Here is a 25,201-nt window from a genome sequence, read left to right on the forward strand (position 1 = left end):
ATTGATTATTTAGAGAAAACGAAGTTGGCCATTAGCCTAAATTCTTGTGTTGGTGCCAAATCTGGTCTGACCACATATTTGTAATATTGAGCACCGATAGCAACAGGTAAATTTCCCATGAATATTACTTTACTGAGTCCTCCTCCAACAGGTACAGTCCATTGTTGACCTTGTGCATGATCCCAGTTTGCCATAATTGTAGGGAATGTATTGATGATCCATCCATTCCCTAAACTGTAGGCAATAAGTGGCTGGAATACCATTTGGTTAACTCCTGCTCTTGAGTTGTCTCCAGCAAATGACCATGTTTGTCTGATTACACTATCAAAAGTCCATTTTCCAGTTTGATAAACAAGTACTGCAGATAAACCGCCACTCCATTGTCCTGATCCAAAGGCATCACTTGTAGCTGTTGGTAGATTAATGGAAGGTCCTACACCCCAAGCTACTTTTTTGACTGTTTTAGGAGAGAACAAAAGAGAGTAGTTGATATCTGTTAACCCCCATTGTCCATCAATTTTTCCTATCTCAGCACCTCCATCCATTCCTGGGGTATAATTGACACCAATAACAGCTCTGTGGATTAGGTTAAAGTTATCATAACTCGTTGCATGAATTGGTTGGAATGATAAACCATAACTCACCGAATTATCTGCATTGTAACCGATGTTATTTTGGATAGGTAGTGCTGATAATTTTGATAATGGATTCTGCAATTTCTGTGCTATCTCGTCAGCTCTACTCTGACTATAAGCCAGTGAACTTGCTGAGAGTAGCAATAGTAGAGTGAGGTATTTTAATGTTCCTTTCATGATTGAATGATTATGTTCTTTGATTAGATTACCTTACAAATGTCTCACTCTATCAGCTCTTATGTTAGTTAAACACTGTATGTAACGGTAACATGAGAAATGTTACATGGAGGTTGGTTTTGGTTTTAATTGATCACCTATAGTTCTACAAATTTTCTGAGATTTGCTTTCAAGCTTCCTTCTTCTTCATTTTTCCATTGATGAAAAAACGAAGCAAAAAAATCTAGGCTGTGAATGCAAAAGCTAAATTCCATTACTCTCGCCTAAATGATTTTAAACTCGATCAAAACTACTTCGTTTTGAGATGCTCAAACATGAAAATCATTTTTAACGGCTCATTCAATGAAATTTTTAACGCTTTTCCCTTCAAGGCCGAGGGTAGTACTACTTACTTTTAGATCAAAAGTTTCAAATTGAAATGTTTTTATCTTCCATCTACAAAAAAGAAAAACCACCTCATTTACGAAAAATGAAAGGTGGCCCTCATTGGTTTAGTTTAAAAACTAAGTTAGTTGACTATGAAAAATTTACTGGTTTCTGTTATTTATTCTAATACATCATCATCTATTCTATCAATTAATTCTTCTATTTCTTGAATTGTAGACTTTCTTTTTTTCCTTGCCTTCTCAATTACAACTTCAGTATTACTTCCATTGGCAATTTGAATATTATAATAATCTATCAAGGTTTTTAAAGCATCAAGTCTAGAGGCAATTTTCATTTGTTCTACTTGTTCGGCAAGTGCTTTTTCAGATTTCTGTTGTGCCTTGGCAGATTTTATCAATTGTTTTCTATTTGCAGCCACCTCCTTTCTCTGAATTTCTAAATCTTGTTTTGTGAGAAAGATCGTATACATTAACCCAGCAAAGGCTAAACCTGAAAACAATGAATTAATCGCTCCAAATAAATCACCAAAAGCACCTCTCTTATCCCAAGTGTCTAACCCGAAGTAGATGAATAACGCTGAAGTCATCCAAATGATCACGACAATCAATATCATGAACTTCAACGTTACTGTTTTATTTATCACTTTCTTCATGATTTTAATTAATGATGACCTTTACTAAGACATCAATAGTTGAATTTTATCAATAATTGGTTCTAAGAATAATTCACTCTTCATATACCCACCAATACCATCAAGGACGAACTGAAAGGCAATACAAATTAATAGGAATCCCATTATTCTAGTTAAAGCATCTAAGCCTGTAACACCAAGTACTTTTGATATTAATGGAGCACCTCTTAGTGCCATAAAAGCAACTAATACTACGAGTAAAACACCCATTGAAATACCGACATACCCGGGTAAGTTATCTGAACCTGCCGCCATACTTATCACAACAGATATTGATCCAGGACCAGCCATCGAAGGCATTGCTAATGGGGTAAAAGCAATATCACTTTTCTTCTTAGACTCTTCTCTCATTTCCTCAGAAACTTCATCTGTTTCTTTGGGGTTCAACATCCCAAAACCTACTTTTAGAATAATTAAGCCACCTGCTACTCGAATGGCCGGAATTGATATTCCAAAAAATTCTATAATGATTGCTCCTGACCATAAAAAAGTAAGGAGAATCCCTGCCATAAATAAACAGGCCATTAATGCTTGCTGATTTGACCACTCTCTGGAGTGTCCCTTTGTTAATGATAAGAACAAAGGAACACTACTAAAGGGGTTTGAAATGGGTAGTAATGCAAGGAATGTAATAAATGCAACTTCTATAATACCTATCATAATTGTCTAGTTTCCACAGTTAAAAGATTTTACATCACGAGTATCACCTACTCCATCGTATTCAGCAGCTGTAGGATAAGGACAAAGTAATCTCGAACCTGCAGGCTTCATTTCTTCATCAATAAAATACACAATGATTTGTTCAGGGTCTTTTTCATTTGCCACCCAATTATCTATTTCATCTACCCAGTTTACATACCATGGGCCATCTCCACCAGCACAGTGCAATACACCCGGCATCATGAACAATTTCACGTCATCTTCTGCTGTTTCATCAAAGTCAATCACATCTTCATAATAACCAATGGTACCTAATGAAGTAATCGCAGGATCAGACCATCCAGAGTACATCAATAACTTTCCTCCGTTGGCTCTAAATTTTGATAAATCTGGACTTGAAGCATTCAACGTTTGACCAATAAATAAAGCATCATCTCTGAAAGTATCATAATCAAAATCTGTATAATCCCATGTTGAATCTTGGTAGATAAAGAACTTCATTAAATGTGTACCAAAACCATATTGATAGTTTGGAGGCGTAGGGAATTTTTCTTCCGACGAATTATCAATTCCTTGATGAAATGTATTTCCATCATCTACATGATTCAATCCACCCGTAATCCATTTTGCCCATCCATCTTTATGTGTCTCTCCTCCAAAAGGAAAACCATAAAATATATCTCCATTTTTATCTTGTGGTCCTTCGTAAACAGCTTTTAAGGCATCAATTTGTTCTTGTGATAAACAATCTTCTTTATTATCACCTTCACATAACAATGTTTCTATATCAAAATGACAAGCTCTTGGATCATTTAAAATTCCATCTTTGATACCATCCAACTCATCACACATTTCTAAATAAGCGTCTTCTACTAATTTTAAATCAGATATACTTACCAAAGGCTCATCTAAATTATTAGGATCTGGAAACATTTTACTCACATTATGTGTCATCCCCATGGCTAAACCTGAAGTCCATTCATAGGCTGGTGCTCCAGCCACTATACCATCAAAATCATCTGGGTATCTTTGTGCTTCCATCATCGCTTGGCCACCGCCCCTAGAACAACCCACAAAATAACTATGTTCAATTTTATTGTTGTAAAAAGCTTCAATAATAGCCTTAGAAACAACTGTTGTTCTATGTACTGCCATGTGTCCAAAGTTGACAATAGCTTCCATATCTCCTTCTGCCCATCGGCCATCTATTGGGTTAGCACCTTCATGACCGGTATCTGTACCTACCGTAGCATAGCCTTTTTCTAAAACATTATAACTTAACGCCAGATTGATGACCGACCCTACAAAGCCTGCACCTCCACCGAAAACAAATTTTCCATTCCAATTATCAGGAAGTAATAATTCAAACTTAGTATTCTTCCCAATAATCCCAGCTACTTTATAATGAGGAGCCATAGCATCTTCCTTTGATATAGAAGTAATATTTACATCTGCTATTTCAGGAATATTATCAGGGTTTCCTCCTTTATTCTGTTTAATAGTATATGTAAAACCAACGAGAGTAGATAATGACAAGGTTAATATAAGCACCTTTAGAAGGTTTAATTTTTCTTTGTTCATTTTGATAGATTTTTATGAATTTTAATACTGTATTTTCTAATGAAATAGTCCAACTCTTCATGAAGTTCTTGGAGAGTATCTTTATACTCTTCGATCAAATCGCCTTTGGTCTCCTTATTCAACACTTTAATTTGATGTTTACATAAGTAATAGTCTCGTGCAAGATCTATTATGGTATCGATAGAGTCAAAGAGATGTTCTATTGTATTAGTATGCTCCGGGAAATCTCTTTTCAGCTCATTTTTCCAAAGACTTTCGATAACTTCTTTCATAGTTTTCCGTTTTATCTTGTGCAAATTTGAGCAGGAAAACCTTCCTATGTTAGTTATATACCGTATGTTACGGTTAAGTCTATCTTTATATTCTATTTCACAAAAACATCATTGTTTACGATGTTATATACCTCCTAAAAAACATATACTTAAACACGTTAGGCTTATTTTAATCACATAAAATTCATGAAGTGAAATCATAACAATTAGATCCTTCTGTAATTGGTTGTGGGGTGAAAGATGCTTTGAATGTGATGAGATATTTGAAGATGTAAGAGGGAGAAGTAGTTCGTTATTCAAGGGTTACTTTTTTACGCCCAAACAAAGGTCCGACTTTCAAAGGATGTATCACATGATTTATTTTGACACGTATCAAGTTAGTTTCATTTATATGCTGTCTTTCGTTTCTTTTATAACCTCTTTCATTGATATACTCTAACGTGACAAAAATATTCTTATAGGCTCTCCTCGTTATTCCTATATACGTTCGATTACTCACTATTCTAAAGTCATTTTCATTTAAAGCAACAAAGGGTTCTATTCCAAAAGTCAAATAGCCAAAAGAGGAAGAATACTTAATAGAAGGATTATACCTCAACCTTATTTTTGTCTGTGCATTATCTCCAAAAAATTGTTCTTCAAAACGAACTCTTTGAGAAAGGGTAAAAGCATTAAACCGTGTTTTAATTACAAAATCTTGATAAGGGCGTATTTCTTGACGAACCTGTGTTCCATCAACTAGCATTACCCCTGCTCTTACATACATATTTTCAGTAATATCATATCTTAATCCACTTCTAATCTGTCCTCTATTCCCTTCTGAGAAATACTCCCGGTATCCTATGTCTGAGTCAATACTAAACTTATAAGACAGCTTATATTGATTAAAATAATGTAACCATAGAATATCTTGAGTGAAAGAATTATGAGGTATTATTCCCAATACCAACAGGAATAAAATCTTCCTATATCTTATCATAATTTTTGATTTTTAAATCCCTAATTATAAAAACTTGTTATAAGATTTCACGTTATATTCATTAGCACGAAATATTAAAAAAAATATTGAACTATATTAGTTATTAACTGTATGTTACAGTTAATAGTAAACGTCTATCAAAGTCATAAAATCTTCTAGAAATGATCGATACTCAATTGCAGGAACAACTTCAAAAAATCACATTAAGTGATGAGTTTATCAACAAACCAAAAATGAGAAGACTCTTAGAATATATTGTGACTGAATATATTGAAGGAAGAGCGGATCAGTTGAAAGGATATAATATTGGAATAGATGTTTTTGAGCAAGGAGATAGTTTCGATCCTGATCAAAATGCTTTAGTGCGTATTAATGTTGGTCGATTAAGGCGGTTATTGAAATTATATTACTTAGAAGATGGAAAAAATGATCCTCTAAAAATTGATATCCCAAAAGGGAAATATATACCTCTAGTTACGCCAATTGAAAATAGCATTGATGAAAATAAAAATACATCAAACACACTAAAACCAACAATACAATATACTCCCGTAGAAGAAAAGGCTTGTGTCACTATTCTACCTTTCAAAAACCTATCTAGTAATAAAGATTTAGAATACTTTTGCTTTGGATTTTCTCAAGATTTATCCATTCAGTTATCAAAATACGATGATATAAAAATTATAGGTTCAACACTTAGTTTTGATAATATCAATTATGACAATACGTTTATTGAAGAATTAAAAGCTCAGAACATTCGTTTTGTTATTCAAGGTGATATGAAAATAATGGGAGCACAAGCGAAGTTATCCATTCATATGACCGACCTTAGTGACAATTCACATACTTGGGGAGAGCATTATAAATTCAATCTTCAAGAAGATGACCTTTTTGATATTCAAGAAAATATTACAGCCCAAATTGCCACTCACGTAGGGTCGGAAACAGGGCATATCAATGAAAAAAGATACAAAGAATTATTAGTCAGTAAACCTACCACTTATAAAGAGGATCAAGCTTTGCTCATGTGGTATTTTTATCTCTCTCGCTTTACAGAAGATTCCCATCATCAGTTTTTATCAACACTAAAAGAATCTTTAAAAGAAGACCCTGATTCTGCTATTTTAAATGCATTACTGGGGAATTTACATGGTGCTGTCTACATTAATGCAATGGGTACTGAACATGACAAAGAAGAATGTGAAAGGTTAATCGAAAAAGCATATACCTTAAATCCTAAAAGTCAGATTGTACAGGTAATGATTGCTTACAAGACATTTATTTTCGATGAAAAAGACCGCTTCTTTCATATTGTCAACAATAGTATAAAAACAGCAGCAAACACTCCCCTTCGTTTAGGTATTTTTGCTAATTTCTTGTGTTTGTATGGAGAGTGGGATAAAGGAATAGAATTGTTAGACAGGATTTACTTAAACAATATTGATTTCCCTGTCTGGCTTCATGGTGTGAAATGTTTATCTCATTATAGAAAACTTGATTATGAAAAGGCGTTAGTTGAGGCCAATAGTTACCATGTTCCTTTAGTAATTTGGGGACCTCTTCTAAGGGCTGCTTGTTACGCTCAGCTTGGTCGGACAGAAGAAGCACAAAAGCATCTCCAAGAACTCTTAAAACTGAGACCTGATTTTGTGCAGAATAGTAATCTATTAATACGACGATTTATAAAAGAAGAATCACTTGCAAAGCATTTAGTAGAAGGCTTAGAAAAAGCAGGTTTTACCATAGAAGTTTAGAATAACAAAAAAGGTTGAAGAGCAGTTACTCTTCAACCTTTTTTATTCACCTTATTCTTATACGTACTAGTAGTCAAAGCGAAATTTATTCATCTTCTAATAGATGTACTTTCTTTGCTAAAAACTCCATACTAAATGGATGTACGATTAGCGATAGTAAAACAATGAAACTAGTGATATAAAATATCATATCAGCATTGTTTACTTCCGATAAAATTGGGATTAAGGCAAATACAATGGGAGTAGCTCCTTTTAACCCACTCCACGATATAAATATCTTTTTATTTAAAGGTTCTTTTAACGGTAAGTAAGAAAGAAAAATTCCTAAAGGACGTGCAATAAAGAATAAAAACAATGCTGGTAATATGGCTATTGGTAATACCTCCCATAAACTTCTTGGGAACATTTGTAGTCCTAATATTAAGAACATAATTGATTGTGCCAACCAAGAAAAACTATTAAAGAAATGTAGTGAATTGTCTTTATTCTGGTAGTCTAAAGTATTTAATAATACACCAAAAATATACGCTCCAATTAAAGCATTTCCTCCTAAGTATTCATTTACTTTTAAGAAGACAATAAGCGAACTAAAAAGTAAAATTGGGATTAGTCCTTCTTCTTGAAAATGAAACTTTTTAAATAAAAACTTAACGATATGGAATAAAGTAAATGCTAAACCTCCACCTATAAAAATTTGTTGTACAAAAAACTGAATATACTCCACGTAGTTTATAGGTGAATCTGGATTTTGTAAGATACTCACAAAAATTAATGTGAGGATCATTGCCATAGGGTCATTTGTTGCAGATTCAAATTCTAATACCTTATCAGAAGCAAATTTCAATTTCATTTTCTTGGCTTCTAATACACCAAAAACTGCTGCGGCATCTGTAGAAGATACAATCGACCCTAACAAAAGCCCTTCTAATAATGATAGTGGCGTTACATAAGATACAAAAACACCTAACGTTAAAGAGGTGACTATAACCCCAATGTTAGAAACTAATATTCCTTCTTTTATTACCTTTTTTATATCTAAAACTTTGGTATGTAACCCTCCAACGAAGATGATGAGTACCAATGCAGTTTGACTTATAAATTCAGATAATTCAGGATTATCATATACTTCAAAAGATGACTCCCCATTGCCTAAGAATAAACCTACACCTATAAAAATAAAGGCAGCAGGTATTCCTAAATCTTTAGTTGGGTTATACAGTAAAATACCGATTATAATTAAGACGGCAATTAACAATGTCATCTCATTTCCTAACATTATAGCTTAATTTATTGTGATTGTAATACTTGAGAGTTTGAATTAAAAGTAAATCCATTATTACCATGATGACCAATTGTTATCGCTTCAATAATAGGTAAATCTTTCAATTCGTTTTTTGCACCGTAAGAAACAATAAAATTTGCTCCCGAACCACCTTTTTGATCTTTAAAATCAATAATAAATTCTCTTGTTTCTAATGGTCTAAGCTTATTTTTCTTCTCAATAAGCGATTCTATTTTAATACCATATGAATTGTAATAATCCACTTCGTTTAAATATATACTTTCCGTCATACTAGTATTGCGAATACTCATTACGACTGTGCAATAAATGTAAGTCGACTTAGATTTATAATATATGTTAGAGTAAGCAGGGACATAACGTTTTTCATTAAACATCAGCTCTGGAACATACTCATCATCTAATTCTAAGTAATTAAGCGATTTTTCAAGTTCTTCATTACCTATATTGATAATTTTATTACATGAAAAAACACATGCTCCAATCAGTAAAACACCCCATATTATGTATATCATATTCTTTTTATTTTGTTTGTTTCTCATCATACTAATCTTTCTGTAGAATTAAATTGATGAAAAATATAATCAATGATATTGCTGCGGTAATAAGGATAATTCTAGACATAATCTTCTTTATTTTTATTGTTATTAATTTATATAACAAATGTCTAGTTTTATGCCTGTAATACTGTAGTCGTTACCCTAATATTGAATAAATTGGTATTATACATATACTATAGGTGAAACACGTATATGGGTTTTATAAATCGTCGAAAAGACTGCGTTCGATTGCGTAAAGTACTAATCCGGCTACATTTTTACAGCCAGTTTTTTCTAATAAATTGCGTTTGTGTGCTTCTACAGTTCTTAAAGTTATAAAAAGGTCTTCTGCTATTTCTGCGTTTGTTTTTTCTTTACAGATAAGATGTAATACTTCTATTTCTCTTTCTGTTAATGCAATATCTTTTACCGTTCTTTTTTTTGATTTTGGCTTAGTTCCAAGCCCTTGCATAATAATTTGAGTTACATCATTAGAATAAAAAGCCTCTCCTTGATTAACCATTTTAATGGCCTTAATTAATTCTTCTTGTGTACAATCTTTGAGTAGGTAACCTTTTGCCCCAGCACTTAGCATTCGCTTAATATTCTGCGACTCATTCATCATCGTCAATGCTAAAACTTTACTATTTGGGTACTCTTGCATTATTTTTTGTGTAAGAACAATCCCATCCATTTCAGGCATCATAATATCTGTTACTACAACATCAACTTGTATATCTTTAAGTAGTTCTAATGCTTCTATACCATTTTTTGCTTCAGCAGTAACAACAATGTCATCATCTTCTAAAAAAGATTTCAAACCAAACCTGATCATGCTATGATCGTCAACGAGTAGTATTTTAATTTCGCTCATGTTTATTTCAATGGAAGTTCTACTAATATTTGAGTTCCTTTATTTAGATGACTATTAATTTCAAAATAGGCTCCAATAGATTCTGCTCTAGTACGCATACTATTAATACCAAACGTTTTTTCTTTTTGATCTATAACAAATCCATCACCATTATCATCTATCGTTAATAAGACCACATCAGAATGCTTTAATAATTGAATGTTACATTTTGATGCATTCGCATATTTAATCACATTGTTTACTGCTTCTTGTGTTATTCTATAGAGGGTCATCTCTACAGATAGTTTTAATTTATTTTCAAGAATGTTCTGATCAAAATTAAATACCGTAGCAGATGAAGGTTGAATAGCTGATACTAAAGATTCTATTGCTGCTACAATTCCATTATCACTAACAACTTTAGGCATTAAGTTGTGTGCTAATGTACGGCTCTCTTCAATTGCTTTTTTAAGGTATTGATACCCCATATGAAACCTTTCGTATATTTTTTGCTCTTCAAAATCTACAGACGACCTTACTTTCTCAAAACTCATTAAAGAAGTAGACATCGTTTGTTGTAACCCATCATGAATCTCCCGTGCAATTCTACTTCTTTCTTTATCTTCTGTTTCTAAAATGGCATCAACTATTTTCTCTTCCTGTTTCATACGTTCGGTAATATCAGACATTGTACCTACAATTCTAAGAGGTACATTCTGTGCTGAAAATGCTACAGCTTTTCCTTTTGTATGAATCCATTTATATTGTCCATCTTTTGTTTTTATTCTATAAATACTATCATGAAGACCACTCCTCTTTATCTCTTTAATACGATTAATTAACGCCTTTTCTTGATCTCCGTCAATTATTAAATCTTTCCAAAAAACCATTTGATCTAACTCTGCACTTTTAGACGTAAAACCTAGTATGCTATAACACCTTTCACTAAAATTTATCACGTCAGAATCGTGATAAATCTCCCATATCCCTTCGTTAGAAACATCTAAAGCAAATTGTAGTTGTTGTTCTTTATCAATTAATGCTATTTCTGTTTTTTCTTTTGCGGCTATTTCTTTCTTTAAGCTTTTATTACTTTCACTTAGGTTTTCTAGATAAGATTTCCTTTCATGAAAATTACTAATAAGCGATGCTACTGCTTCTACCAACTCCTGTTCTTCTTTTAAAAATGGACTCTCTTTTCTATTAAGTGATAGATCGTTATAAAAGACTTCTATTGTACCTATACTTGTTGCTCCATTATAAATTTTCGCTTCTTGTTTCCATTCTGATTTAGTAAAATGAAGAGATGTAAAAACACTTTCTTTGTACGTTATTCTACAACATGTTTTTTCTGTGAATTGCCAACCATAAGGTATAATTAACGTTGCCGATTCTAGTATATGTTTTATATCTTTTGATGTGCTTTCTGTTAATTGAGAAATTTTATAAAGACATGCCTGTTCTTTGTTCCTAGATTGTAATTGGTTGGAAAGTTGTTCTTTTTGAATCAATCTTTTTACAATCATGTAATACGTAATGATAGATAAGAGAACGGAAATAGCTATAGTTACAAATATTGTAATCAATAGATGTTCTACTTGTTCTCTATTTTTTTCTACTGTTGCTTGTGTACGCGATTCTATTAAACTTTCAAATCTAACAATAGGCTCCATTACTTCTTTTTTAGTGAACAAATACTCTTTGTCGTATAAAATTTGAAGTGCTTTATCCATGTCTGGAGTGCCTTTTATTGTGTATTGATTTGCACTATCCAAGAATATACCTTTTGCGGCATTAAATGCTTGTGTCTCTTTCTTAATCAGTTGATTTGATTTGCCTAGTGCTTCTTTTAATAAAGTAAACTCTTGTTCAGAGAACCCCATTTGGTACATACTATCAAGAATAGAAGTACTCCAACCTTGTTCTTCTAGAATGAGTTTCCCTTCTCTTAAGGCTACTAAATCCCAGTATTTTTTTTCCCAAATAGTATCTTTTGTAATTATGAAATTCTTACAATAGTCTGTTAAAAAATCATCACTCTGCCTCAAAGCATCACCTAAACGATAAGAATTGTATCTATTTACTTGGCTATCAAATAATCTTTCTTGATTAACAAACAGGAGAGCAAGTGAGGTTAGTATACCTAATATTAGTAATATATTCAGTAAAAAAAGCCAAAAGAAAGGTCGTTTTTTATCTTCTAAAAGGTTATTCATTGCAACATATTTTCTCGTTGATATTTTTCAGTAATGCCTTTGCATAAGGACATTGAGCATGTAATATCAACTGCTTTTCGATCGAAAAATTTTTCACCTTTAAGAGAAAGTGAAATCCAAAATTCTCAATCAGATGTAACTCTTGCGGAATAAAAGTATGAAAAAGGATTAAATGATGGTCTTCTTCAATATAATCAATATATGCAACATACCTTTGATACCTAAACTCTAATCGTTTTTTTTTTGAATTCTTTTTAATGAATATTTCCTCCATATTAATAGGCTCAATTATGACTATCTTAAACCCAAAATTAGAGACATTACATTATTATTTTCATCGTATTTTCACTAAAATAGTTCATCTAGGTTTTTCACGTATAAACTATTGTTTCTCCTTCATTAAATTCTTCTAAAACATGCGTGGCAAAACCTTTTCCAGCTTCTCTATATACATTATATACGGCATCAACACCATTTTCTTTTAATTGAGAAATTTGATCTGAATATTCAACAATTGCTGCTGTTCTTCCTTTAAAATTCATTTCCTTTAATTGTTGAGCTGCTAAATCATTAGAATGATGGTGTGGCATGGCAAATAGGATAATTTCAAACTGATTTATGTTTTTAATTCTATGCCAAAAATCCCAATCTACAGCATCACCTTGTAATACAACTCTTCCATCTTCTATGTGATTTAAAACTGTACCTTCTTTTGTATCGATCCCTAATACTCTTTCTTTAAACTCCTTACTTATTTCATCATAAATACCTGTTCCGATACGACCCATTCCTAAGATCAAAACTTTTGCTTCTCCTATATCAAGCATCTGATCCATCTTATTCAAACTACTATTTTCACTCTTTATTTTAGTTAAGAACTTATATACTTCATTACTCCAATTATTAATAGGTGAAGCAATTATAAAAGATAAAGAAACAGCTATAGCAATACTTACTAACAGTTCTCCTGGAATCCACCCTAGTTTATAACCCAAACCTCCAACTATTAACCCAAATTCACTATAATTCATTAGTGTTAAAGCACTGAAAACTGAAGTTCTTACTCTAAAATTAAAGAGGTCGAAAAAACGGAAGTACAACCATGCTTTAAATGGCAACAATGCAATTAATACAAATGCAAAAACAAAGGCTGAAGTACTCAATGAAGTTGATAAACCTATATCTAAAAAGAAACAAACTAAAAGTAATTCTTTAATGTTGAAAAGTGATTTTGAAAGTTCTGAGGCTTTAGGATGACCTGATAGCAAAACACCTATAATTAATGCTCCCAAGTCTGGTTTTAACCCTGCCATATCAAACAATCCTGCTCCCATTACAAAAGCCATAAAAATACCGAAAATAGTAAGCATCTCTCCATGCTTTACTGTATCCATAATTTTATAAAAAAGTGGTCTAAGTAATGGTAGTGCAAAAAGTAAAATAGCCCATACTTCTGGTACTTTTCCGGTGGAAATAGTCATAAAAACTACAGCAAAAATATCCTGCATTACGAGTACTCCTATGGATAAAGCACCATATATTGCATTCATGACACCTTTTTCTTCCAACGTTTTAATTGCAAATACGGTACTCGAAAAAGAAAGTGCAAAAGCCACAAGAAGCAGCTGTATAAAATCTAAAGATGCTAATAATCCAGCTCCCATTATTTGTAAACCCCATAAGGCTAAGAAAAAATAAAGAGATGATGCTAAATTATGCAATAATGCACTCAACCAAATATGCTTTCCTATCAGCATTTTGATATCCAACTTTAATCCAATGGTAAATAAAAGAAGTGTTACTCCTGCATTAGCAAGCCACTCAATAATTTCATTACTTTCGATTCCAGAAGAATGAAGAATGAACCCCGCTATCAGAAATCCTACAAGGGGTGGAAATTTAGATTTAAAGGCAAGAAATCCTGTTATAAAAGTAGTAAGTATAATCAGTATGATCTGTTCGTTCATATAGTTTGTAGTTTCTTAATTTTAGAATGTGATTAATTGAGTCTACGTATAAATTCAATTTAAAACTGTTTAATTGTAGTTAATTATTCACTAATTTAAATAACTATGTACACTCCACAAAACACCTAATAAACTAGTGGATAAACCCAATATTTTCAATTTCCTATTACCTTTTTTTTCTTCAATCAGTAATTGACCTACGATAATAGATAAAAATAATAACCCTACAATTGTAATGGTAGGTCTAATAAAAAACGTAACATCATGCTCTTCTAATTGTTGACCATATAATCTATCTATTCCTATTAATTCAAAAAAATACCCTAGCATTGAAAATCAACACTAGGGTACTTTATATTAAGATCAGACTTCGACTAATAAATAATCTTCGGTCCTACTTTATTCACTTTAGAAACAAACATATCGCTTTCAATCCCAATAGATTTGAAGGCTTCTACTTTTGCTTTAGCAATTCTTTCTGCTTTGTCCATTCCTCTACATAAAGAGAATACAGATGGGCCAGAACCAGAAATTGCAGTTCCCATAGAACCTGCATAGATTGCTGCTCTTTTTACCTCGTCAAAACCAGGAATTAACATAGAACGAATTGGCTCTACAATTACATCTTGTAAAGAGCGTCCTATTAAATCGTAATTCTCTTGCTCTAAACCAGCAATTAAACCACCAACATTACCCCATTGGCGTACGGCATCTACCAAAGGAATCTCACCTCTTAAGATATTACGAGCATCTTTTGTAGATACTTCTATATGAGGGTGTACTACTGCACAACATAATTCATTTGGTACATTTAAGCGTACAACATCCAATGGATCGTAGCTTCTTACCAAAACAAAACCGCCATATAATGCCGGAGCAACGTTATCTGCATGCGCAGCACCACAAGCTACACGTTCACCTTCCATTGCAAAAGGTAAAAGTTCTTCTGTAGTTAATGGATTGTCGAACAATGCGTTAACAGCAAAGGCACCTGCAACAGTACTTGCTGAAGATGAACCTAAACCACTACCGAAAGGCATTTTCTTATGTAAAACAACCTCGATTCCTGCTTTCTCTGCACCTATTCTTTCTAAGAACTGATACACAGAAACAGTAGCCGTATTGTCTCTTGGATCTCTAGACAATCGTCCCTCATCCCCTGTAATGTCTTTGATTACAATACCTGGTTTGTCGACTAATTTCATTTCGATCTCGTCACCAGGACTATCCACAGCAAAACCAAGGATATCAAAGCCACAAGCTACGTTAGCCACTGTAGCAGGGGCAAAAGCTTTTACTTCTTTCATCTTATTATAAAAAAATAGAGACAAGGCAAACCTTGTCTCTACCCTATTAATTGTATGTAATTAATTTCTTAGTTTGTTAAGAAATTACCAATTGTAATAATCTCAGCAAATACACCTGCAGCTGTTACTTCTGCACCTGCACCCGGACCTCTAATTACTAGAGGTTCGTTAAAGTAACGACGTGATGTAAATACAACCATATTGTCTGACCCAACCAAACCATAGAATGGATGCGTACTGTCAACCGCTTGTAAACTTACTGTTGCCTTACCTTCTTCATCAAGTGTTGCCACAATACGAAGTGCTTTACCTTCTGCTTCTGCTTCTGCTCTTTGCTTTTCGAAAAGGTCATTTGCTTTTTCTAATTCAACAAAGAAATCATCTACAGATGCCGCATCAAGACATGCTTGAGGCAAGATTGGTTCTACAACTACATCAGATGGTTCCATATGATAACCAGCTTCTCTAGCTAGAATTAAGATTTTTCGAGCAACATCAACTCCACCTAAATCATCACGTGGGTCTGGTTCAGTATACCCCATCTCTTTTGCTTGTTTTACTAGCTCAGAGAATTTCATACCTGCAGCAAACGTATTGAATAAGTAAGATAATGTACCAGATAAGATACCTTCAATCTTAATAATTTTATCACCAGATCTTCTTAAATCTTGAAGAGGTCCAATAACAGGAAGACCTGCACCAACGTTTGTCTCATACAAGAATTTAACTCCTCTACGTTTTGCAGCTGCTTGGCATTTTAGATAATACTCTAAAGTACCTGAGTTGGCAATTTTGTTTGGAGTTGTGATAGAAATTGAGTTTAACAAGATGTTCTCGTACAATTTAACTGCGCTGTCTCCAGGCGTACAGTCTACAAATACAGAGTTTGGCAAGTTCATCTCTATCATTTTCTCAACAAATAACTCCGCATTAGATGCTTCGCCATCTGCTAGGATTTCTTCTTTTGATAAAGAGATATCTAAACCTGTCTCATTAAAAATCATTTTCTTTGAGTTGGCAGCACCTACAACATTTAGACGTAAATTACGCTCAGTTAATAAATATTCTGCCTGATCTTTCATTTGATTAAGTAACGTATTACCAATCAAACCAAGACCTAACATAAACACGTTCAACTCTGCCATATCAGACAAGAAGAAGATTTCGTGTAATGCATTTAATGATTTATATAAGTGCTTTTGTTCAATTACTACAGAAACGTTTAATTCTGAAGATCCTTGAGCAATTGCTGATATACTTACACCGTTTTTACCAAGTGCACTAAATAATTTAGCGGCAACACCTGGACGTTCTTTCATGTTCTCACCAATAATAGCTAGAATAGAAAGGTTACCTTCTACTTCTACAGGGTTTACTTTACCCGATGCCATTTCGTTAAAGAACTCCTCTTCAATAATCTTTTTACCAGTTACAGCATCAGAAGGTGCTACAGCAAATGTGATAGAATGTTCTGAAGATGCCTGTGTAATCAAAATCATAGATACACCGCCTCTTGCTAATGCACCAAATAATCTAGACGATACACCAGGAACACCAATTAAACCACTACCTGATAAAGTGATTAATGAAATTTCTTTAATTGATGAAATACCTTTTACTGGCCAATCTTCTTGTCCTGACTTGGCAGTTACCAAAGTACCAGGGAAAGATGGATTAAAAGTATTTCTAATTCTTAAAGCAATGTTTTTCTTAATTGCAGGCTGCAATGTTGGAGGGTAAATCACCTTGGCACCAAAGTGAGACATCTCCATTGCTTCCTCATAAGACAATTGTTGTAAAGAGAATGCAGTAGGAACCACTCTAGGGTCCGTTGTCATTACACCATCAACATCTGTCCATATTTCAATTTCTTTTGCGTTTAAAGCCGCTCCAAAAATTGCTGCAGAATAATCTGATCCACCACGACCTAAAGTAGTTGTTTCACCACTTTCAGAAGACGCAACAAAACCAGTAATAATCTGCATTTTATCGTGATCTGCAAAATGCTTAGTTATTGCAGAATTAGTTGTAACAAAATCTACTTTAGCACCACCAAATACGCTATTAGTACGTACAACTGTACGAGCATCTAACTGCTCTGCAGGTACACCTTCTTGCGATAAATATTCAGCAATAATAAATGATGACAAGCGCTCACCGAAGCTTTGAAGAATATCAAGAGAACGTAAAGACAATTCTCTTAAAAGGAAAATACCTCTTAAAATATCCTCTAAATCGTTAAGTAAAAGCTTTACAAAAGCAATGGTTTTACTTTGTCTACGCACTTCAATTAACTCACGAATTGCGGTTAAATGCGTTGCTTCAATATCTTTTAACAATGATTTGTAGGTCTCGTCGCCTGACGCTGCTCTATTTCCTACTTCTATGAGCTTGTTCGTGATGCCACTCATCGCCGATACAACAACAGCAACTCTTTGTCCGCTTTGTTGATAATCGGAAAGGATACTGGCTACCTGTTGGATATTTTTCGCACTTCCAACTGATGTTCCTCCAAACTTGAGTACTTTCATCCTTTTCGTGTTTGCTAGTCCATTTGTATAAACAATTCGCAAAATAATGCGAGTTAGATTATAAAAGTAATATTAAAATACATGAATAGCCAACAATTTCATAAAAACTACATTTTTTAAGGAGTATAACTTCTTTTCTTAAGATTTGCTTTCTAAAATTTCAATAGTCATACTTGTAATACAATAACAATAAACACATACTACAACCGCATAAAAACACGCATGAAAACGATTATCATTTTAGGTGCAGGCCGTTCTGCGTCTTCTCTCATACACTATCTTTGCCAACACGCTAAAGCGAACAATTGGCAGATAAAAGTAGGCGATTTCCAGCAAGAATTGGCCGAAGAAAAGATCAAGGGGTTTGAAGATATTGCTTCAAGTTTTCAGTTTGACATCAACAATCCAACACACAGACAAGAATATATTGGGCAGGCTGATATTGTTGTTTCTTTATTACCTGCTAGGTTCCATATTGAAGCGGCTAGAGAGGCTGTAAAGCAAGGTGTTCCTTTAACTACGGCATCTTACATTACAGACGAAATGCAAGAACTTGATCAGGAAGCAAAGGACAAAGGAATTATTCTTTTGAATGAAATGGGACTTGATCCGGGAATTGATCATATGTCTGCGATGAAAATGATTGAGGAGGTTAAAGAAAAAGGCTATAGCATAGAAGGTTTTGAATCTTTTACGGGTGGTTTAGTTGCTCCAGAATCAGATAACAACCCTTGGAATTATAAATTTACATGGAACCCGCGTAACGTGGTGTTAGCAGGACAAGGTGGTACAGTTCGTTTTCTTCATAATGGGAAATATAAATACATCCCCTATCATAAATTATTTAGAAGAACAGAACGTATCGAAATAGAAGAATATGGCAAGTTTGAAGGGTATGCCAATAGAGACTCGCTGAATTATGTTCAAAAATACGGACTAGAAGGTGTACCTACAGTTTATAGAGGTACTCTAAGAAGACCCGGTTTTTGTCGTGCTTGGAACTGTTTTGTTACTCTTGGTGCAACAGACGACAGTTTTATTATGGAAGATACACAAGACATGACGTACCGAGAATTTATTAATTCTTTCTTGCGTTATAACCCTCAAGATTCTGTAGAATTAAAGTTGATGCAATACCTTAAATTGTCTCAGGATGATTTAGAAATGGATAAACTCATTTGGTTAGATATTTTTAGTGATAAAAAAGTAGGATTGCCAAGTGCTACTCCTGCTCAAATACTCCAAAAAATTCTAGAAGAAAAATGGTCACTTGATAAAAACGATAAAGACATGATCGTAATGTACCATAAGCTCTTCTACAAAAAAGGTGATGAAAATATCTTGCGCACTTCTCATATGGTTGTAAAAGGAAAAGACCAAACCTATACAGCCATGTCTGATACAGTTGGGATTCCGTTAGCTATTGCCACAAAATTAATTTTACAAGGTAAGATAACGAGAACGGGTACTTGTATTCCTGTACATAAAAATATTTACGAACCTGTACTAAAAGAACTAGAACAAATGGGTATAAACTTTACAGAAGAAGAATCTGTAATGGCTCCAGGAGAGGTTTCTAGTTTGTAAAAAATTAAAGCTTTTTTTGTTAGGTGAAGCTTTTCAGCTTCACCTTTTTTATTCTTGAATTTTTCTTTTCAGCCTCATAAATTATTACGTTATCTACTAAGTTTAGTCAATTTTCATACTAGCTTTTAATTTTTCAGGAGCACTAATCTTTCAACAGAAAATTATCTTTTTGCCCCTTTAGTTATTATTCTGTTTTTGTTATCAATAAATTCTAAAAAAGCTACTCCATAAAAAACCTCACAATTATTCTAAGTTCTTTAAAGAATCGTGCTGATTTTAGTAGTTTCTTCATTTCTTCTTCCTTTATTTGCAGCATTAAAAAACACATACTAAAATACATACATAAATGAACGAAGTTTTAACGTATGCCCTCTTGGCATTTACTTCCTTCTTTACGCTTATAAACCCTGTTGGTATTATGCCTGTCTTTATGACAATGACTAACCAATTGGAGAATAAAGAGCGTAAAAGAACGGCACTTCGAGCAACTTTAATTGCTTATTGTTTCTTGTTATTTTTTGCAATATCAGGTCAATCTTTATTTAAGTTCTTTGGTATCTCTATAGACAGTCTACGTGTTGTTGGAGGTATGATTTTCTTTTTAGTAGGTTTCGATATGCTTCAAGCAAGACTTGGGAGTGTAAAAGTAACTAAAGACGAAATTCATGAATATGCCAGAGATGTAGCTATTACTCCTCTTGCTATTCCTATTATTTGTGGTCCTGGTTCTATTGCCAATGCCATAATTTTAATGGATAACGCAGGTGATGACCCGATGAAAATTGGAGGCTTAGTATTAGCAATAACAGGAGTACTTACCATTACTTGCTTAAGTTTATTATCTGCAGGACCTATTATGAAAGTAATTGGCGATACTGGAAATAAACTAATGCTTCGTTTAATGGGATTAATAGTTATGGTAATGGCCGTAGAGTTTTTCTTTGCAGGTATTGGCCCATTAATTAAGCGTTTTATTGATGTTTAAATCAACTACTAATTGATATATTAAGAGGCAAAGTATTCGTATTTTGCCTCTTTTTTCATTATCAAAATTTAATTACAATTCACTACTTTTTCTCTTCTATCAATTGTTATAAAGTAGAAAAATACTTTTTTGGATAATTCACTACTTCTGGTATTATTTAAAATTTGAATTGTATTATCTTCACAGCTGTATCGTGACATATATTATAACGACTCTCAAATCAAAAATCTAACAACAAACATGAAAAATACTTTTCTCTTATTATTAATACTCTTTTTTTCTTTACCTATCTATTCACAAGACTTCCAATTTAATATTGATGAGCTCACTTTTAATTCTGAAAGAGAGAAAACTGTATTTATCGATTATAAAAAAGATTCTACTAACTTCTTGAACCTATTAGTTGAAATTGGCAATACAGGTAATAGCATTTCAGAACAAGCAACTGATAAATTAAATCAGTTATTTGCTACGTTAGAAAAATTAAAGGTTAGAGATAAAAAGCCTAAAAAGCAGGTTCAGATTATTTATAAGGAAGTGCACAACCAACTCTTTGCTAAATATATTGAGAACATCTCATTCTATAAAATTTTTGAAAATGGGGAATACAATTGTGCTACTGCTACAAGTATTTATGCATTGGTACTTGATCATTTTTCTATTCCTTATGCAATTAAAAAAACTCCTAACCATGTTTATTTACAAGCATACCCTAATGCTGAAAATATTACTATGGAGTCTACTTCTCCAAATAATGGCTTCCGTTTTTATTCTGATAAAACAAAAGAAAATCTTGTAAATACGCTGTTAGAAAATAAACTAGTATCTAAAAGTGAAGTAAATACAAAAGGTGTAAATGCTGTTTTTGATGAGTATTTCTTTAAAGATGAAAATATCACCTATAGAAATTTAATTAGTATTCTTTATTCTAATGAAGGGTTTAAAGAAATGGGAAATGAAGATTTCAAAATGGCTTTATCTGCGCTTCAAAAAGGATACTCTATTTACCCAAACAAACTTTATGAAGAAGTTATAGTAAATCTAAATCTTCAAATTTTAAGTGAGCAAGAAGAATACTCTCTAGAATATGCCAAACAAATTGTTTATTTAAGTAGATATATAGGCTATAATAATGGGTTAAAATCAGAAAATTTCTCATCAGAATTTAATTCTTTCCAAAATGAGTACATGATTAAAAAGCAGGATACGACTACTTACAAACAAATTTACGCAGTATTTCAGCAAATAGAAGATAGCATTATCCTTGATAAAATTAACTTTGATCATTATTCTGTTCTTGCATACCACTATTACGAAAATAAATTATTTGAAGAATCATTAGCTACTTGTGAAAAGGCATTAACGTTACAGCCTCAAAATTCTGAGATGTACAAAGTAGCTCTAAGTTCATGTGTTGAAATTATACTTTCACAATACACAAATAATTTAACCGAACGTATTGCTTTTATTGAACAACAGAGAGTACAATATCCATTTCTAGAGGATGAATTAAAATTGGAATTGTTAACCCTTGATGCACAATTAAATTTAAGCTTTGAATATATTCTTAAAAAGGACTTAACCTCTGCTAAAAAATATATTGCAGATTTTGAAAAAGTATTCGATCCTAAAATTCATTACGGAATACCGAAACAAAATGTAGTAGCATTGTATGATCATTTAGGAATGCTTTATTTTAAAAGAAGACAAACTACCAATGCAAAAAAAGCATTTTTAAAAGGACTTTCGTATTACCCTAACACCTATTCTCTAGAACAAAAAATAGGTTTCTTATAAAAAGAAAAAGCCATTTCAAATTGAATTTTGAAATGGCTTTTTTAAAGACTAATAATTCGTTACATGGAAATTATAATCTATTTTATCTAATCGTTTTCTCCCGCTATAAGTAACATATTCTACATAAAAAGTAAACTTCTTCATAGCGTAGTTCCCTTTTGGAATTGGTATTTCTAATACACCTCTTCCTTTAATCATAGGTAAGAAATATAAATTATCATCATCTGTACTACTTGTTCTTACTGGCTTTTTATCATCTTGAGCAATAAAAAACTTTACCCCTTTTCGTTTTTGAGATAACGTGAGTTCTAATACATATTTATCATATAAAGCTGTATCATCATTTTCTTTAATTAATATTTTAGGATATACTTTTAATAGTTTCCCTGACTTAGAATATTCTTTTAATCCAAAGGTTTCTTTGCCTTTATAATACGGAACATCAGATTTTAGTGTGCCGTCTTTATAGTAATAATTTCTGCGCTGCACCACATTATTGTCATAAAAAGCTTTCCTGTATATCGTTCCATCTTTGTAATATTCTTTTGCCATACCATGCTTAAAATCATTTACATAATCAATGGCTTGTCGAACATTCCCATTTTCATAATAAACCTTTGCTAAACCATTCTTTTTACCTCTTTGATAGTTTATTTCTGTACGTTTTACTTTAGTTCCAGAATGATAAGTAACGATTAAACCTTCTTTTGATTTTGGTTTTGTTTTTTTTGCTACTTCTGCTCTCTGAGGCATTTCAGAGTTATTATTTTCAGAGTTTTCGATGGTATCACAAGATAAAGTGATAATCAATGGCAAGAATAAGAATAAGAGTCGTTTCATGTTAGATTTTATAAATTGAAGTCACTGCTAAGATAATCAACATAGACTAAAGTATACTACTTTATTGAACTAATAATAATGAATTATAATTCTTGAAAATCTATTAGATTTATAAAGCAAAGTAAGCCTAAACTTCATCAAAATAAACAGCAAAATAATTTCTGATAATTATGACAACAAATAACATTACTTCTAAAAAGTATCCTTTTGATAACACTATAAGAGATTTCTTTCTAAAAAAACAGCTATCTAATTTCAATCAATTTACAATAGATAAAGAAAGTACTGAATACAATGGCTGTTCATTTTTTATAAATGAGAAGAAAATAATTTATAGAGATAGTAAAATTACGCCTAAGAAAATTGGTCAGTTTGTTACTTTTTGGAAGCGCGATAACCAAGGTATAACAACACCTTTTCATGAAGATGATAACATTGATTTTTATGTAATCAATGTACAATTCGAAAATCAGTTGGGGCAGTTTATATTCCCTAAAGATATTTTGATTAAAAAGGGAATTATTTCTACAAATCAGAAAGAAGGTAAACGTGGTTTTAGAGTATATCCAATCTGGGATAAAACTATGAGTAAACAAGCACTATCCACTCAAAAATGGCAAGTCAGTTTCTTTTATCAACATAAATAATATTTTTTTTTAATTTTTATAGGGGTTTTAAAATGGTTTTACCCTACTAAGAGTGAAAGCAATAAAATTTAAAAGAAACCATTATGAAAAATAAAGAAATAATTAAATCAGGAATCTTAATAGTAGCTACTACTTTTCTTGCTCTATTAACTGCTTTTAATTTAAATACTAGTGATAGAAAAGAAATTCAAAATAACCATGAGTGGGATGAACTTAAAGAAGTTGTAGTTGGTAGATGGGTACCTAATACTTTTGTTGTTCCTAAGGTAGATTTAAATCTGAAAGAATTTTTCTCTTACATTCCTGACGAATCTTGGGATTACATGAAAAAAATAGAGAATAATACTTTATCAAATGTTTTTCCTAAAGACGATCAAGAATATTTTGACGAACAAGAAAACCTTGTAAAAACATTAAGAGAACTAGGTGTAATTGTGCACCGACCAGATGAAATTGAAGTTGGTGTTATCGGAACAGCTCAATGTTACTCTCGTGATCCTATTATTACAGTTGGTAACAAATTTATTATTACCAATTTATATAACGAAAATCGCCGTCAGGAGACACCTAGTTATAGAAGAATTGCCCTAAATATGGCTAAAAATTACAATGGTGAAGTGGTAAGTATGCCTGCTTTAAAAGCTGGTTACCACAAAGACAATGTCTATTTAGAAGGTGGTGATGTATTTGTTGCTGGAAACGATATTTATGTTGGTATTTCTGGTAATGCTTCTAACATGAAGGGTGTTGAGTGGTTACAAAAAGAATTGGGTAATGAATATACTGTTCATCCTATTCCGTTAAAGCCTAATGTTTTGCACTTAGATTGTACATTAATGCTTATAAATAAAGAGCAAGGTATTATCTGTAAAGAAGATTTTATTGATTTTGATGCTGCTCCTGAAAGTCTAAAAAATAGAGAATGGGTAGAAGTTAAACCAGAGGAAGCTCAAATAATGGCTACTAATGGTGTAGTAATTAATAGTAAATCGATTATTATGTCGGATGCTTTCCCTAAAGTGGCAAACAGAGTAAGAGAAATGGGAATTGATGTAAAAGAGATTCCCTTTAGAAAAGCAAATTACTTTGGTGGTGGTTTAAGATGTAGCTACCAACCTATATTTAGAAATTAATCATCACATTCATTTTCATGATAAATAATAGATATAGTTTTTAATAAATATAGATGTTTTCATTAAGACCGTTGGTTAATTCCTTCGGTCTTTTTGTATGGAATAGGTAAACGCAAATGTACTTTCAGTTATCTATAGTATAAGTTAATTCTGATGAAATACATATACAGCTTTATGTAGCTCCTATAAATCTAGAATAAGGTGTTTATAGTAACTACCTCTATGTGAAAATCAACTTATACACTATTAGTTGTACTTGAATATTGAGCGTAATATAAACAGATAAATACTAAGTCGATATCCAATACAATATGCTAACAAAAGGAACTGATAAAGTAGTGTCAATAATAAGAGGACTAGTAT

21 protein-coding genes are annotated in these 25,201 nt (G+C 32.4%); 6 read left to right on the forward strand and 15 right to left on the reverse strand.

The window, feature by feature from the left end:
- Window positions 1-5: 5 nt before the first annotated feature.
- The 6 genes from KM029_RS11795 to KM029_RS11820 form a co-directional block, all read right to left on the reverse strand.
- Window positions 6-812 carry a hypothetical protein gene (locus tag KM029_RS11795; protein WP_144073477.1) on the reverse strand — a complete coding sequence of 269 codons (807 nt, stop codon included), beginning with the start codon at window positions 810-812 and terminating at the stop codon, window positions 6-8.
- 544 nt (window positions 813-1,356) lie between these two features.
- Window positions 1,357-1,851, reverse strand: a complete 495-nt coding sequence (locus KM029_RS11800; protein ID WP_144073478.1) for a hypothetical protein — start codon at window positions 1,849-1,851, stop codon at window positions 1,357-1,359.
- A 24-nt stretch (window positions 1,852-1,875) separates the two neighbouring features.
- Window positions 1,876-2,550 (reverse strand): MarC family NAAT transporter, encoded by a 675-nt coding sequence (locus KM029_RS11805; protein WP_144073479.1) that lies wholly within the window; start codon window positions 2,548-2,550, stop codon window positions 1,876-1,878.
- Between the two features lie 6 nt (window positions 2,551-2,556).
- Complete coding sequence (locus KM029_RS11810; RefSeq protein WP_144073480.1) at window positions 2,557-4,131, reverse strand: tannase/feruloyl esterase family alpha/beta hydrolase; 1,575 nt, start codon at window positions 4,129-4,131, stop codon at window positions 2,557-2,559.
- The gene (locus KM029_RS11815; RefSeq protein ID WP_144073481.1) at window positions 4,128-4,403 is read right to left on the reverse strand and encodes a hypothetical protein; all 276 of its coding nucleotides are present in this window, start codon (window positions 4,401-4,403) and stop codon (window positions 4,128-4,130) included. Before KM029_RS11815 ends, KM029_RS11810 begins: the two co-directional genes overlap by 4 nt.
- Before the next feature lie 292 nt (window positions 4,404-4,695).
- Window positions 4,696-5,382 carry a DUF2490 domain-containing protein gene (locus KM029_RS11820; protein WP_144073482.1) on the reverse strand — a complete coding sequence of 229 codons (687 nt, stop codon included), beginning with the start codon at window positions 5,380-5,382 and terminating at the stop codon, window positions 4,696-4,698.
- Window positions 5,383-5,543: 161 nt separating this feature from the next.
- On the opposite strand from KM029_RS11820, the gene KM029_RS11825 reads away from it, so the two are divergent.
- Window positions 5,544-7,136, forward strand: a complete 1,593-nt coding sequence (locus KM029_RS11825; protein ID WP_144073483.1) for a hypothetical protein — start codon at window positions 5,544-5,546, stop codon at window positions 7,134-7,136.
- An 85-nt stretch (window positions 7,137-7,221) separates the two neighbouring features.
- On the opposite strand, the gene KM029_RS11830 is transcribed toward KM029_RS11825, so the two are convergent.
- From KM029_RS11830 to thrA, 8 genes are all read right to left on the reverse strand, one after another.
- Window positions 7,222-8,412, reverse strand: coding sequence for a potassium/proton antiporter (locus tag KM029_RS11830; RefSeq protein WP_144073484.1), 1,191 nt, complete (start codon window positions 8,410-8,412; stop codon window positions 7,222-7,224).
- Window positions 8,413-8,423: 11 nt separating this feature from the next.
- Window positions 8,424-8,951 carry a DUF3124 domain-containing protein gene (locus KM029_RS11835; RefSeq protein WP_158631039.1) on the reverse strand — a complete coding sequence of 176 codons (528 nt, stop codon included), beginning with the start codon at window positions 8,949-8,951 and terminating at the stop codon, window positions 8,424-8,426.
- 244 nt (window positions 8,952-9,195) lie between these two features.
- Complete coding sequence (locus KM029_RS11840) at window positions 9,196-9,849, reverse strand: response regulator transcription factor (RefSeq protein WP_144073486.1); 654 nt, start codon at window positions 9,847-9,849, stop codon at window positions 9,196-9,198.
- 2 nt (window positions 9,850-9,851) lie between these two features.
- Window positions 9,852-12,044, reverse strand: a complete 2,193-nt coding sequence (locus KM029_RS11845) for a sensor histidine kinase (RefSeq protein WP_144073487.1) — start codon at window positions 12,042-12,044, stop codon at window positions 9,852-9,854.
- Between the two features lie 371 nt (window positions 12,045-12,415).
- Complete coding sequence (locus KM029_RS11850) at window positions 12,416-14,011, reverse strand: cation:proton antiporter family protein (RefSeq protein WP_144073489.1); 1,596 nt, start codon at window positions 14,009-14,011, stop codon at window positions 12,416-12,418.
- Between the two features lie 90 nt (window positions 14,012-14,101).
- On the reverse strand, window positions 14,102-14,341 hold the full coding sequence (locus KM029_RS11855) for a hypothetical protein (protein ID WP_144073490.1): 240 nt from the start codon (window positions 14,339-14,341) through the stop codon (window positions 14,102-14,104).
- 44 nt (window positions 14,342-14,385) lie between these two features.
- Window positions 14,386-15,318: a homoserine kinase gene (locus tag KM029_RS11860; protein ID WP_144073491.1), complete on the reverse strand. Its 933-nt coding sequence runs from the start codon at window positions 15,316-15,318 to the stop codon at window positions 14,386-14,388.
- A 68-nt stretch (window positions 15,319-15,386) separates the two neighbouring features.
- Window positions 15,387-17,849, reverse strand: a complete 2,463-nt coding sequence (gene thrA / locus KM029_RS11865) for a bifunctional aspartate kinase/homoserine dehydrogenase I (RefSeq protein WP_144073492.1) — start codon at window positions 17,847-17,849, stop codon at window positions 15,387-15,389.
- 222 nt (window positions 17,850-18,071) lie between these two features.
- On the opposite strand from thrA, the gene KM029_RS11870 reads away from it, so the two are divergent.
- The 3 genes from KM029_RS11870 (at window position 18,072) to KM029_RS11880 (ending at window position 22,218) form a co-directional block, all read left to right on the forward strand.
- A complete protein-coding gene (locus KM029_RS11870; protein ID WP_144073493.1) occupies window positions 18,072-19,436 on the forward strand; it encodes a saccharopine dehydrogenase family protein in 1,365 nt (454 codons plus the stop codon).
- Between the two features lie 346 nt (window positions 19,437-19,782).
- Window positions 19,783-20,421, forward strand: a complete 639-nt coding sequence (locus KM029_RS11875) for a MarC family protein (protein ID WP_144073494.1) — start codon at window positions 19,783-19,785, stop codon at window positions 20,419-20,421.
- Between the two features lie 240 nt (window positions 20,422-20,661).
- The gene (locus KM029_RS11880) at window positions 20,662-22,218 is read left to right on the forward strand and encodes a hypothetical protein (protein ID WP_144073495.1); all 1,557 of its coding nucleotides are present in this window, start codon (window positions 20,662-20,664) and stop codon (window positions 22,216-22,218) included.
- 48 nt (window positions 22,219-22,266) lie between these two features.
- Here the strand turns inward: KM029_RS11880 and KM029_RS11885 are convergent, their stop codons facing one another.
- Complete coding sequence (locus KM029_RS11885; protein WP_205125434.1) at window positions 22,267-23,058, reverse strand: toxin-antitoxin system YwqK family antitoxin; 792 nt, start codon at window positions 23,056-23,058, stop codon at window positions 22,267-22,269.
- 170 nt (window positions 23,059-23,228) lie between these two features.
- Here KM029_RS11885 and KM029_RS11890 point away from each other — a divergent pair, with 170 nt between their 5' ends.
- On the forward strand, window positions 23,229-23,705 hold the full coding sequence (locus KM029_RS11890) for a MepB family protein (protein WP_144073496.1): 477 nt from the start codon (window positions 23,229-23,231) through the stop codon (window positions 23,703-23,705).
- Window positions 23,706-23,788: 83 nt separating this feature from the next.
- The gene (locus KM029_RS11895; RefSeq protein WP_144073497.1) at window positions 23,789-24,838 is read left to right on the forward strand and encodes a dimethylarginine dimethylaminohydrolase family protein; all 1,050 of its coding nucleotides are present in this window, start codon (window positions 23,789-23,791) and stop codon (window positions 24,836-24,838) included.
- The last annotated feature ends 363 nt before the right edge of the window (window positions 24,839-25,201 follow it).

Source organism: Flammeovirga kamogawensis, from assembly GCF_018736065.1.
In the GTDB taxonomy this organism is placed as follows: domain Bacteria; phylum Bacteroidota; class Bacteroidia; order Cytophagales; family Flammeovirgaceae; genus Flammeovirga; species Flammeovirga kamogawensis.

What these genes read in the sequence shown, in the direction of transcription:
- KM029_RS11835 (WP_158631039.1), bottom strand. Translation starts at nt 8,951, where the DNA reads ATGATATACATAATATGGGGTGTTTTACTGATTGGAGCATGTGTTTTT.
- KM029_RS11860 (WP_144073491.1), bottom strand. Translation starts at nt 15,318, where the DNA reads ATGAAAGAAGTAAAAGCTTTTGCCCCTGCTACAGTGGCTAACGTAGCT.
- KM029_RS11805 (WP_144073479.1), bottom strand. Translation starts at nt 2,550, where the DNA reads ATGATAGGTATTATAGAAGTTGCATTTATTACATTCCTTGCATTACTA.
- KM029_RS11840 (WP_144073486.1), bottom strand. Translation starts at nt 9,849, where the DNA reads ATGAGCGAAATTAAAATACTACTCGTTGACGATCATAGCATGATCAGG.
- KM029_RS11830 (WP_144073484.1), bottom strand. Translation starts at nt 8,412, where the DNA reads ATGTTAGGAAATGAGATGACATTGTTAATTGCCGTCTTAATTATAATC.
- KM029_RS11825 (WP_144073483.1), top strand. Translation starts at nt 5,544, where the DNA reads ATGATCGATACTCAATTGCAGGAACAACTTCAAAAAATCACATTAAGT.
- KM029_RS11885 (WP_205125434.1), bottom strand. Translation starts at nt 23,058, where the DNA reads ATGAAACGACTCTTATTCTTATTCTTGCCATTGATTATCACTTTATCT.
- thrA (WP_144073492.1), bottom strand. Translation starts at nt 17,849, where the DNA reads ATGAAAGTACTCAAGTTTGGAGGAACATCAGTTGGAAGTGCGAAAAAT.
- KM029_RS11875 (WP_144073494.1), top strand. Translation starts at nt 19,783, where the DNA reads ATGAACGAAGTTTTAACGTATGCCCTCTTGGCATTTACTTCCTTCTTT.
- KM029_RS11810 (WP_144073480.1), bottom strand. Translation starts at nt 4,131, where the DNA reads ATGAACAAAGAAAAATTAAACCTTCTAAAGGTGCTTATATTAACCTTG.
- KM029_RS11880 (WP_144073495.1), top strand. Translation starts at nt 20,662, where the DNA reads ATGAAAAATACTTTTCTCTTATTATTAATACTCTTTTTTTCTTTACCT.
- KM029_RS11800 (WP_144073478.1), bottom strand. Translation starts at nt 1,851, where the DNA reads ATGAAGAAAGTGATAAATAAAACAGTAACGTTGAAGTTCATGATATTG.
- KM029_RS11870 (WP_144073493.1), top strand. Translation starts at nt 18,072, where the DNA reads ATGAAAACGATTATCATTTTAGGTGCAGGCCGTTCTGCGTCTTCTCTC.
- KM029_RS11855 (WP_144073490.1), bottom strand. Translation starts at nt 14,341, where the DNA reads ATGCTAGGGTATTTTTTTGAATTAATAGGAATAGATAGATTATATGGT.
- KM029_RS11820 (WP_144073482.1), bottom strand. Translation starts at nt 5,382, where the DNA reads ATGATAAGATATAGGAAGATTTTATTCCTGTTGGTATTGGGAATAATA.
- KM029_RS11845 (WP_144073487.1), bottom strand. Translation starts at nt 12,044, where the DNA reads ATGAATAACCTTTTAGAAGATAAAAAACGACCTTTCTTTTGGCTTTTT.
- KM029_RS11850 (WP_144073489.1), bottom strand. Translation starts at nt 14,011, where the DNA reads ATGAACGAACAGATCATACTGATTATACTTACTACTTTTATAACAGGA.
- KM029_RS11890 (WP_144073496.1), top strand. Translation starts at nt 23,229, where the DNA reads ATGACAACAAATAACATTACTTCTAAAAAGTATCCTTTTGATAACACT.
- KM029_RS11795 (WP_144073477.1), bottom strand. Translation starts at nt 812, where the DNA reads ATGAAAGGAACATTAAAATACCTCACTCTACTATTGCTACTCTCAGCA.
- KM029_RS11895 (WP_144073497.1), top strand. Translation starts at nt 23,789, where the DNA reads ATGAAAAATAAAGAAATAATTAAATCAGGAATCTTAATAGTAGCTACT.
- KM029_RS11815 (WP_144073481.1), bottom strand. Translation starts at nt 4,403, where the DNA reads ATGAAAGAAGTTATCGAAAGTCTTTGGAAAAATGAGCTGAAAAGAGAT.